We start from the raw sequence: 9,881 nt of genomic DNA on the forward strand, positions 1-9,881 counted from the left end.
ATCATCGACGGCCACCATCGAGATCGTCAATGCCACGCTCCGGCGTATCGAGGACGAACTCATAGCCCGGCGCAGCGGGACGGACGCCGATCGCGATCAAACCGACTGACAAGTTGTCTCGATTGGCTGGGTCGAGAGGAGTCCGACGTCGCGCTTGGTCGGGGACCCGCTCGCGGACTGACTGCTCGCCATGGGGTCAGTGGGCATTCTCCCTGTCCAGGCGCAGGACCAGGGCCCGGATCGAGCGGATCGTGCGTGGGCGTCCGCGTCGTCTGGGTACGCGGGTCGCGGCATGGCGCCGACGTCCTGTGGGCGGTGGAACCCTCGACGCGGAGCCGGAGGGGCCGAAAGGCTTGCCGCCGGTCCTGCCCACGTCAGCGGGGCGTCCTTCGCAACGGAGAGGCGCGGCTACCTCTTTAAACTCTCGCAACATCCCTCCGGCTTGACTGCAGGAGCTGGCCCACCCGGGGTCCGCAGAGAGGATTCATCATGCAATTCAGGCGAAGCTGGGGCATCGGTCTGGTCACCGCCGCAGTGCTGATCGGCGGCGGGGCGACGATTGCCAATGCTGCGTCCGGCGCCTCCTCCCACAACGGCGGGGACCAGCCCGCGGTGGTTCTGCCTGAGGGTGACGGCCCGGGCGTGCCGGCGGGTGACTCCCAGGCGTACCCGCTGCCCGAGGGGGACCGTCCCGGTACGCCTGCGGGCGACGGCCCGGGCGTGCCGGCGGGTGACTCCCAGGCGTACCCGCTGCCCGAGGGGGACCGCCCCGGTACGCCTGCGGGCGACGAGACGTACCGCCCCTGATCTTGCGTTGCTTGAGGTAGCTCGGTGCCGGGGCGGCCGCCCCGGCACCGGGTATGACGGTCTGCGAAGCTATTGCTGGGGCCCGTTACGAAGGGGAGAGCTCGGAAGTGGTGCGGGGGACGAGAGGAGCAGGGACGTGAAAGTCCTTGTGGTCGAGGACGAGCCTCTGCTCGCGAAGGCGCTGCAGATCTGTCTGCGGCGAGACTCGATGACGGTCGACGCGACCGGTGACGGCGGATCAGCTCTGGAGATGCTGGAACTCAACGACTATGACGCCATGGTTCTCGATCGTGATATCCCCGTCGTGCACGGTGATGAGGTGTGCCGTCGCGCCGTTCATGCGTACCCGCAGGTAGGGGTGCTGATGCTGACCGCCGCTGGTCGGCTGGATGACCGCGTGGAGGGTCTGCGACTCGGTGCTGATGACTACCTGGCCAAGCCTTTCGAGTTTCCCGAGCTCATTGCCCGGCTCCGGGCGATTTCGCGACGTACGGGGCCTCGACTCCCCACGCTGCTCCGGGCCGGTGACCTGAGCCTTGACCCCTTCACCCGCCAGGTCTCTCGCTCCGGCGTCCCGCTGAGCCTGACCAACAAGGAATTCGCCGTCCTCGAGCAGCTCCTGCGCGCAGGCGGCGGAGTGCTGAGTGCCGAGGAACTTCTTGCCAAGGCATGGGACCGGAACGCCGATCCGTTCACCAACTCTCCCCGGGTGGTGATCTCCACCTTGCGTCGCAAGCTCGGCCACCCCTGGCCCATCGAGACCATCGCCGGCGCTGGGTACCGCATCATCACCGAGCAGGCCTCGTGTCCTCAGAAAGACCAGGACTCCGCCCGATGACCTCTCGGCGATTCTCGGTGAAGGCGCGGGTCACTATCGTGTTCGGTGCGTTGCTTACCATCAGCGCCGCGCTGCTCATCGTGCTGGTGGTGGTTCTTATGGCCTACGTGCCGCGGTACACCCTCACCCCGGTCGATGTGACGCTCGTCCCGGGTCAGGCACCGAGTTCGGCCAGGTCCTCCAGTGTTCCCACCACCGTGTCGAGCCCCGCTGACTTCCTGCGCCTCCTGGCCATCCTCTCCTCTCTCGCCTTTCTCATCGTCATCGTGATCGGTGCCCTGCTCATGCGCATGGCGGTCGGCCGTGCTCTGGCACCCCTCGCCGAAATCGACGCCGCGGCACGCAGCGCAGTCGCGGGCGACCTGAGTTCCCGCGTGGACGTGGATGGCCCGCCCGACGAGGTCACCAGCCTGGCCCGCACGTTCAACGGGATGCTGGCCCGACTGCAGCGATCTTTCGACACCCAGCGTCAGTTCGCCGCCAACGCCTCGCACGAGCTCCAGACACCGCTCGCGGCCAGCCAGGCGCTTATTGACGTCGCCCTGGGAGACCCGAATCTGGGCCATATGCACGACCTGCTCACTGATCTCCGCCAGCTCAGCACCCGCAGCACACAGACAGTGACGGCACTCCTCGATCTTGCAGCAGCGGAAGACGGCGAACTCAACCGGCAGACGGTCGCGCTGGACGCCGTGATCCAGCAGGTGCTGAGTGAACAACGGCCCCGAGCAACTGTCGTGGACGTCGAGCTACGACTTACCCCACCCCCTCCGGCCCCGGTCAAGGCCGACCCGGTACTCCTGCGACTGATGCTGGACAATCTCGTCAGCAACGCCATCCAGCACAACACGAAGCCCGGAACGGTAGACGTCAGCCTCACGGTCGACGCCGAGCAGGCCCTCTTCAGCATCAGCAACTCCGGACCCGCCCTCTCTCCCGAACAGGCCGCCCAGATCACCCAGCCGTTCTACCGAGCCGAGGGCCGGACGGTCAGTGTCACCGGCAGAACTGGACGCGGGCTGGGCGCCGCGCTGGTCGCCCACATTGCGGAGCGACACAGCTGGCCCTTGGGCGTGACCGCGCGACCAGCCGGCGGCCTTCTTGTCACTGTGCAAATACCGTGTAGCCCCATGTCACACGAGTGAAGTTCCCCCCGCGAACTGGACAGCGGGTGTTTACGCTGCCGGGACGAGGTTCTGCCCGAGCATCGATCTCGTTTCGAGCGGGGTGACGTACCCGTAGTCGCGCTTGCCGAGAATGTCATCAGCCCTGGTCGGAGGCCTGTATCACTGGCGGTCGTCGGCCTCGGCGTGCATGCGCACCCGCGCGGAATGCGCCGATCGCCTCCTCGTCACCGGCGAACGACACCTCCGTGCGGTCCTCACCACGTACGCCAAGCACTACAACGCGGGACGAGCTCACCGCGGCCTCGGCCTACGGGCACCTGACGACGCCCCGAACGTCATCCTCCTGCCCGCTGCCACGGTCAGGCGCCGCCAAGTACTTGGCGGACTGATCAACGAGTACCACGCCACGTCACCCCGTCTGCCTCACCATCGACAGGAAAGGCCCAGCTCAGCTGCCTGATCGGCATATTGACACCCTTCAGTTCTTCCGCTCCCTGAGGCGTCCGCACCTGTTATGGCGTGCCGGTGAGCCTGCCCATCACGACGTACGTCTGCTGCGAGGTCAGCGGGGCGACGACAAGCGGCGCTTGCGCTGTTTCTGGGCTCAGTCCGTCGAGCAGGAAGGCGACTTGGCGGCGCCAGGCGTCGGGCGCGGTGTCCGCGACTGCGCGGGCGAGCAGGGCGTTGGTGGCGAAGAAGAGCAGGAGGTCCTCGCCGGTGAAGTCCGGGCGGATGGCGCCGGCCGCCTGGGCTCGTTCGATGATCCGTGTGGCGGCGTCGTGCGCTTGGGCGCAGATGGCCATCAGGCACTCGGCAGCCGGATAGCGTCCGCTGACGACGTCGGCGACCGCGGGATCGGTGGCCTGCAGTTCACAGACCTTCTCGACGTAATACGCGAACCCCTCCCATGCCTCCTCGAAGGACAGGGCGCGCTCGGCGGTTTCGGCGAGACGGTCCGCGGCCAGGCCGGACACCACTTCGTCGATGAGCGCCTCGCGGGTGCCGAAGAGGTTGTAGAGGGTGCCGTGACTGACACCGGCCCGGCGGGCGATTTCTTTCAGGGGCACCTTGAGGCCGCGCTCCTGGAAGAGCTCGGCGGCGGCTGCCCGCAGTTTCTCCGCGTTCCGTTGCGCGTCGGCCCGCATCCGGTCGTTCCTCCTGGTTCTGGCATTGCGGCCTCCATGGTCGCATCCCCCAGCACATCAACTTGACCCCTGGGTCATGTTGAATGCTACCTTCGGCAGGTAAGTTGACCCATGGGTCAAGAACGTTGCTGTGGCAAGGAGTGGTCCCATGTCCAAAGTGATCGCCGTTTTCGGTGCCGGTACCGGCCTGGGTGTGTCCGTGGCCCGCCGCTTCGGGCGCGAAGGTTTCCGGGTCGCCCTGGTGGCCCGCCGCAAGGACCGGCTGGACACCCTCGTCGAGGTGCTCGCCGGCGAAGGCATCGAGGCGGTCGCCTTCTCCGCCGATCTTTCCAAGCCCGCCGAGGTGCCCGCCCTCGTCGAGGCGATCCGTGACCGCTTCGGCCGGATCGACGTGGTCGCGTACGGGCCGATCAGCGGCGACCAGGGCTTCACCCCGGCCGCCAAGCTGGACGCGGCCACTCTGGAGGGCCTGACCCCGCTGCTGCTGTTCACCCCGGTCGAGGTGGTCCAAGCTGTGCTGCCGGAGTGGACCGAGCGCGGCGAGGGTGCCTTCCTGCTCGCTCAGGGCTACTCAGCGGCGCAGCCGATGCCCCACCTCAGCGGCCTGGGCCCGGTGATGTCCGCCACCCGTAACTACCTGTACTCCCTCAACGCCGAGCTGGCTGACACGGGCATCTACGTCGGCGCCCTGACCATCGCGTCCCTGATCGCCCGCAGCGAGGTGTCCGCCGCGGCCCAGGCCGCCTTCGAGTCGGCCGACGGTCCGCACTTCCCGGTCGTCGACCCGGACGACCTCGCAGAGCACTACTGGAACATGTACACCAAGCGCGACCGCGTCGAGCAGTTCCACCCCGAGTCGCTGACTCCGCAGGCCACGGCGTAGCGCCTGTGACGCTGAGCAGGACGCCCAGGGTCAGGTGCCCGCCCGGGGTGCGGGTCGTGAGGAAGACACGGGGGCGGCTTCGACAGGCGGACGCGTGGAGTTTGTGTGGCGGAGGACGGTCAGTTGAGAAAACCGATCGACAGACACGTCCATGGAGCACTGTGATGGCTTCGACTGCCCGCCGCATGGAGCGGGCCCACCGCAGGAGTTGCTCTTGGTAACCGGGAGAACCGCGGAACCGTGTCCCGCGAGTGATGCCGCATTGGCCAGACGCCTGGTCGACACGCAGTTCCCGCAGTGGGCCGAGCTGCCTCTCAAGCTGCTCGACCCGGCCGGTTCGGACCACGTGATCTACCGGCTGGGCGAGGACCTGTCCGTCCGGCTGCCCCGCCATGAGGGGGCCATCAGGCAGGCTGCGAAGGAGTCCGAGTGGCTTCCCAGACTCGCCCCGCAGCTGCCATTGGCTATCCCAGTACTGGTGGGGGTGGGTGAGCCCGACTTCGACTATCCGTGGCCGTGGGCGGTGTCCCGCTGGCTGGACGGTGAGGTGGCGACGGCCGAGGCCCTGGCCGAGTCGTCCCGGGCCGCCGTTCAACTGGTGAAGTTTCTCAGTGCCCTTCAGGGAATCGTGCCCGAGGACTTCCCGGTCGAGGATGCTCGCGAGGACCTTACCGGTCGGCCGCTGGCCGACCGGGACCGCGCGACGCGGGCCGCCATCGCGGAGCACGACGGTATGTTCGACGCCGCGGCTGGGCCCTGGCCACGGGCCTGAACGCCTACGCGTCCTACGCCGCCGTCAATCCCCGGGTCGCCGCGCAGACCACCCGCCAGATCACCGAGGCTCTGATCGGCTGATCAATCGAGTGCGGGATATGGCGGTGAGATTGCCAGTCCAGGACAGCTGTGCGGGTGAGGTCGTCGAGCGGCGGACGTGGCCGCCGACGGTGATGCGCCGGTTGCCCAGGTCGACATCGTCCAGTCGCATCGTGCGGATCATCTTCGGCCGTGCCGCGTGGACGGTGGCCTGGACCACTCCAGCAGCACCGGCTGGATCTCGCCCAGGTAGGCCCATGTCGTGTGCCGGGAGCGGGGCTCATACCGCGGGCGGCCGTCGAGGAGAGTACGAACCCAGGCGTCGACGGCGCGATGGATGCCCTGCGGTTGTTCCCCTTCGGCTCATCGGACCCGGTGGTGTGCCCGCCGTCAGGACGGCACGTTCGGGGCCACCACGGCGGCGAAGGCGGCGGCCTCCCCGCACAGGGTCGATGAGGATCCGTCGTCGGACGAGACGAACACATACGTCTTGCCGAACGAGGTGGGCCACTGCATCGTGCATCCGTCCATGCCGCTGTCGCTGACCGACACCGACCGCAGACCGCGCACGGTGGTCGGCGTGGGCTCCGGCGACGTGGGGACATCGGTGGTGCTGTAGTCGAGCGTGAAGGTGAGGGATCCGGGGCCGGTCCAAGCGCACATCCTGCGCCCGGGCGGGAGCGAGGACGGAATCCGGGAGCGGTTCAAGGACAGCTGCAAGGCCGCGGCCGCGTGCGCGTCGACCACCGCGCAGGGGTCGGGGAGCGCGCCGGACTCGAGTGCCCCCGGCGAGGTACTGGAGGCGTCGGTGGTGGCCGACCGGCTCGTGCCGGGCGCGGCGGACGGGGTGGCGCCACGGCCGGAGGCGCCCTGGCCGTGGTCGTCTTCCCGCTGCTCCAGGAAGAAGACCACGCCCCCGAGCAGTAGCAGGACCGCGACGGCCACGATCAGCGGGCGCCGGGGACCGGCCCCAGGTGGCGGGAGGGGCGCCCGCGGTGGTGTCACCCAGTCCTGCCGGTCCTCGTCCCACTGGGGCATGCCGGTCCCTTCCCTCAGCCCTGGCCGCCGAGGAGCTGCACGATCTGCTGGACGACTGCGGTCGCCGAGGCGAGCCCTGCCACGCCCGTCGTGCCGAGTTCGAGGCGGTCGCGCAGCAGTTGCAGGCGGTCCCGCCGCACCTGCCCGGTGGTGTCGATCTCCTCTTCGGCGTCGGCCAGCTCAGCATCGATCTCCGACGCGTCGTCCGTCGCGTTGAGCAGAGGCAGCTGCCGCCGCAGGGTGTCCAGGGCCGCGCGGAGTTCCGGTGGCGCGTCGATCGCCGGCTGTGCAGAGGCGTCCAGCGCTTTGGCGTCCGCACCCGCCGCAGCGGCGCCGCCGGCCATGACGCCGATACTGATCCCGCCGGGGGGACTCGACGGTACGGCGGGGCCCCACGCCCCGGGCGTCTGCGGGAGCGGTGGTGCCGGGCGGCCGTTCCGCAGCGAGCGGTCCTCGGCGGCGGCCCGGTCCCCGGCCGCGACCGCGCCACCGGTCAGCACACCGATGCTGATCCCGCCGACTCCGCCGCCGCCCCGGCCCGGGGGAGAGCCGCCCGGCCCGATGGCGGCGGTTTCCCGATCCTCCGCCGGCTCCCGATCCTCCGCCGGCCCCCGGCCCTCCTCGGGCCCTCGGTCCTCGGTCGTCATGTCGTGCTGACGCCTTTCTCCGCCGCGACGCTCAGGTGTTTCGCCGAGCCCCCCTCGCCCGTCGCCACCGCGCCACCGCTCATATCGCCGATGAACACTCCGCCCTCACCCACGTTGATGATGTAATGGTCGAAATCGCCCGTCTCATAGCCCTTGCTCCGCAGCGCCTGCTGCACCCCGCCCGCGATCCGGTCCTGCAGGGTCTTCACATACCGGCTGATATCCATCTCCTGGAACAGGGAGACCTCCTGTGCGCTTCCCAGTTCCCGCACCGAGGCGACCGGCGCGTCCGGTGGGGCGTACTGCGGCTTCGTCAGCCAGGTTCGGAAGGCGGACAGGCACGTCTGGACCAGCCAGACCCCGGCGGCGAATCCCGCCGAGGGGCTGCTGAACAGCGCCTGGACGGCGTCGCGCAGACCGTACGGGCGCTGCGCTGCGATCACATCGACCGACTTGTACTCCGGGCGCACGGGCATCAGGACATGGGGGACGACCTCCAGCACCAGCATCCTGCCCTGGGTGTGGACGCGGACCAGCATGCAGATGACGATCTGCTCGTCCCAGGCCCCGACCCGCACCCGCAGAAAGTGCCGGCGGGCCTCGGCACCCTCGCCGACCGCCTGGTCGAGATGCGCCTGGACGGCCTCGGGATCGCGGTCCAGCTGATGCCGCTGCGGCCCGGGCGGCAGATAGACCAGCTCGTCGACCTCGAGGGAGCGCAGGCGGTCCCGGCTGGTGGCCGCGGCCGAGGTGCGCAGGACCGCCAGCTGCGGTTTGATCAGCTCGACGACTTCACGGCCGGTGAGGGGTGCGCTACCGCTCCCGCCCTCCGGCGTGCCGGACCGGGCGGGCTCCGCTCGCGGCGGGGAGTCAGCGTCCCCGCGCTCCCAGGGCGCCGCCCGGGCCTTTTCCTTCAACTCCATGACCACCGACCACGGTTTGTACGGCTCGCCGGCGCCGACGAAGGGACGGAAGGGGTCGTAGATGACCAGCCGGGAGTACTGCTCACGCGCGATGGCCGCGCCGATCCGCCGGTACCGGGCGGAGGACGGCAACCGCGGATGCGATCCTCGGGCGAAGGCGTCGCGGCTCAGCTGATGGTGCATGACCGAGATGACGTACAGCCGGTGCACCCACACCGGCAGCATCAGCAGGGCCGGGAAGACCACGGCGGCCCAGGGCCTGAGGCCCTGCTGCCAGGCGATGCCCACGGCCACCCCGTACAACACCGCGAGCACGAACGGCAGGATCGGCAGCACTGCCTTCCACCGGCCGCGGGTGGCCTCCTTGAGCACCGAGCGCCCGAGAGCGAAGAGGGAACTCCGGTGCCCGCGCGCGGCCCAGGAGGCGAAGCAGATCAGCCCGTACCCCAGGTACCAGGGGACGAAGAACGTCGTCTGCGAGCCGATCCCGAGCACACCGAGTGCGATGAACGCCGCCCAGAGGGCCAGCAGCGCCAGCGCGGTCTGCGTCTCACGGCGGTGGGCCCGCAGCGCGTGTGCGAGGACCGGCAGCGCGTCGAAGCCGAGCGAGGGCGCGATCGTCCGCTCCTCATGCTCGACGAGTTCCTGGATGATGTTGCGGCGGAACTTCCCGTCGAAGTACACCCCCGCGCAGAGCAGCCGGGTGGCCTCGCTCCGGCCGGGCTCGGACGGTACGCGGGCCGCGGGGGCGGCGGTGCCCGATGGTGACGTGGTCGGCTGTCCGGGCACAGGCACTCTGTACCTCCGTGATCGAACTCGATACCCGGTGCGAGGGATATCAAGGCAGTATGGCGTCCGCCCGCCGGGCCGGAAGGCAAATCCTTTGGGAATGGCAAATTCTGTCGGGTGAAAAGGAGTTCGGCCCGTGCCGTACGGGTTTCACGCGAGCATGCCCGCGCTCGCAACCGGCGTCATGTGACGGGAACGCCGGTTCGACGCGCCAGGTGCCGCCCCCGACGGACAGCGTGGGTGACGTTTCTGCTGTTCGCGCCGCGTCACCCGGACGAGGGCCCGCAGGCGGTGCCGGTCAACAGGACCGCTGCCGCGGCGGCGGCCGACGGGATCACCGCCGAGGAGTACCGCCTGGTGGTGTCGCGGGAGCACGGGGGCTTACGAACCGCTGACGTCCTCGCGCCGGGAGGTCCGCCACCGGGTGCGCGCTTCTACGGTCGGTGGCATGTTGATTCTGGTCACTGGGGGTGCGGGTTTCATCGGCTCGCACATCGTTACCGCCTTCATCGCCGCGGGGCACGAGGTGCGCGTCCTCGACGCGCTGCTTCCCGCCGCACACCGCACTGCCCCGCCGGTCCCCGAGGGGGTGGACTGGCGGCACGCCGATGTCCGCGACGGGGAAGCGGTGGCCGATGCCCTGCGGGGCGCCGATGCCGTCTGCCACCAGGCCGCGATGGTCGGTCTCGGCAAGGACCTCACCGACGCGCCGGACTACGTGAGCTGCAATGACCTCGGCACCGCCGTGCTGCTGGCCGGTATGGCCGGATCCGGGGTTCGCCGCCTGGTGCTGGCGAGTTCGATGGTGGTCTACGGCGAGGGGCGGTACGAGTGCTCGCGCCACGGCACCGTACGGCCCGGGCCGTACGGT

At 69.4% G+C, this 9,881-nt stretch carries 9 protein-coding genes and 1 pseudogene; 6 read left to right on the top strand and 4 right to left on the bottom strand.

Annotated elements, in window-relative coordinates; translation table 11 throughout:
- Positions 1-489: 489 nt before the first annotated feature.
- From BBH68_RS38380 to BBH68_RS38390, 3 genes are all read left to right on the top strand, one after another.
- Positions 490-807 carry a hypothetical protein gene (locus BBH68_RS38380; RefSeq protein ID WP_065968541.1) on the top strand — a complete coding sequence of 106 codons (318 nt, stop codon included), beginning with the start codon at positions 490-492 and terminating at the stop codon, positions 805-807.
- A 136-nt stretch (positions 808-943) separates the two neighbouring features.
- The gene (locus tag BBH68_RS38385) at positions 944-1,645 is read left to right on the top strand and encodes a response regulator transcription factor (protein WP_065968542.1); all 702 of its coding nucleotides are present in this window, start codon (positions 944-946) and stop codon (positions 1,643-1,645) included.
- Complete coding sequence (locus BBH68_RS38390) at positions 1,642-2,790, top strand: sensor histidine kinase (RefSeq protein WP_065968543.1); 1,149 nt, start codon at positions 1,642-1,644, stop codon at positions 2,788-2,790. The genes BBH68_RS38385 and BBH68_RS38390 overlap by 4 nt, the downstream gene beginning before the upstream one ends.
- 494 nt (positions 2,791-3,284) lie before the next feature.
- Here BBH68_RS38390 and BBH68_RS38395 read toward each other — a convergent pair whose 3' ends face one another.
- Entirely contained in the window at positions 3,285-3,917 is a 633-nt protein-coding gene (locus BBH68_RS38395; protein WP_065968544.1) for a TetR/AcrR family transcriptional regulator, read from the bottom strand.
- A gap of 148 nt (positions 3,918-4,065) precedes the next feature.
- Here BBH68_RS38395 and BBH68_RS38400 point away from each other — a divergent pair, with 148 nt between their 5' ends.
- Together BBH68_RS38400 and BBH68_RS38405 are read left to right on the top strand one after the other, a co-directional pair.
- Positions 4,066-4,800, top strand: coding sequence for an SDR family NAD(P)-dependent oxidoreductase (locus BBH68_RS38400; protein ID WP_065968545.1), 735 nt, complete (start codon positions 4,066-4,068; stop codon positions 4,798-4,800).
- Between the two features lie 214 nt (positions 4,801-5,014).
- Positions 5,015-5,655: pseudogene (locus BBH68_RS38405) on the top strand (phosphotransferase).
- Between the two features lie 348 nt (positions 5,656-6,003).
- Here the strand turns inward: BBH68_RS38405 and BBH68_RS38410 are convergent.
- Genes BBH68_RS38410 through BBH68_RS38420 form a run of 3 tightly spaced genes read right to left on the bottom strand, consistent with a single transcriptional unit; the run spans position 6,004 to position 9,016 of the window.
- Positions 6,004-6,651, bottom strand: coding sequence for a DUF3558 family protein (locus BBH68_RS38410; protein WP_065968546.1), 648 nt, complete (start codon positions 6,649-6,651; stop codon positions 6,004-6,006).
- A 14-nt stretch (positions 6,652-6,665) separates the two neighbouring features.
- Positions 6,666-7,298 (bottom strand): hypothetical protein, encoded by a 633-nt coding sequence (locus BBH68_RS42485; RefSeq protein WP_079151486.1) that lies wholly within the window; start codon positions 7,296-7,298, stop codon positions 6,666-6,668.
- Positions 7,295-9,016 (bottom strand): hypothetical protein, encoded by a 1,722-nt coding sequence (locus tag BBH68_RS38420; RefSeq protein ID WP_079151487.1) that lies wholly within the window; start codon positions 9,014-9,016, stop codon positions 7,295-7,297. Before BBH68_RS38420 ends, BBH68_RS42485 begins: the two co-directional genes overlap by 4 nt.
- Before the next feature lie 442 nt (positions 9,017-9,458).
- Between BBH68_RS38420 and BBH68_RS38425 the strand changes: the two genes are divergently transcribed.
- The coding region (locus BBH68_RS38425; protein ID WP_141713167.1) for an NAD-dependent epimerase/dehydratase family protein at positions 9,459-9,881 on the top strand (423 nt) is incomplete at its 3' end.

This window comes from Streptomyces sparsogenes, from assembly GCF_001704635.1.
GTDB lineage: Bacteria > Actinomycetota > Actinomycetes > Streptomycetales > Streptomycetaceae > Streptomyces > Streptomyces sparsogenes.

Coding starts and splice junctions, on each gene's coding strand:
- BBH68_RS38380 (WP_065968541.1), top strand. CDS start 490: ATGCAATTCAGGCGAAGCTGGGGCATCGGTCTGGTCACCGCCGCAGTG.
- BBH68_RS38390 (WP_065968543.1), top strand. CDS start 1,642: ATGACCTCTCGGCGATTCTCGGTGAAGGCGCGGGTCACTATCGTGTTC.
- BBH68_RS38395 (WP_065968544.1), bottom strand. CDS start 3,917: ATGCGGGCCGACGCGCAACGGAACGCGGAGAAACTGCGGGCAGCCGCC.
- BBH68_RS38400 (WP_065968545.1), top strand. CDS start 4,066: ATGTCCAAAGTGATCGCCGTTTTCGGTGCCGGTACCGGCCTGGGTGTG.
- BBH68_RS38410 (WP_065968546.1), bottom strand. CDS start 6,651: ATGCCCCAGTGGGACGAGGACCGGCAGGACTGGGTGACACCACCGCGG.
- BBH68_RS42485 (WP_079151486.1), bottom strand. CDS start 7,298: ATGACGACCGAGGACCGAGGGCCCGAGGAGGGCCGGGGGCCGGCGGAG.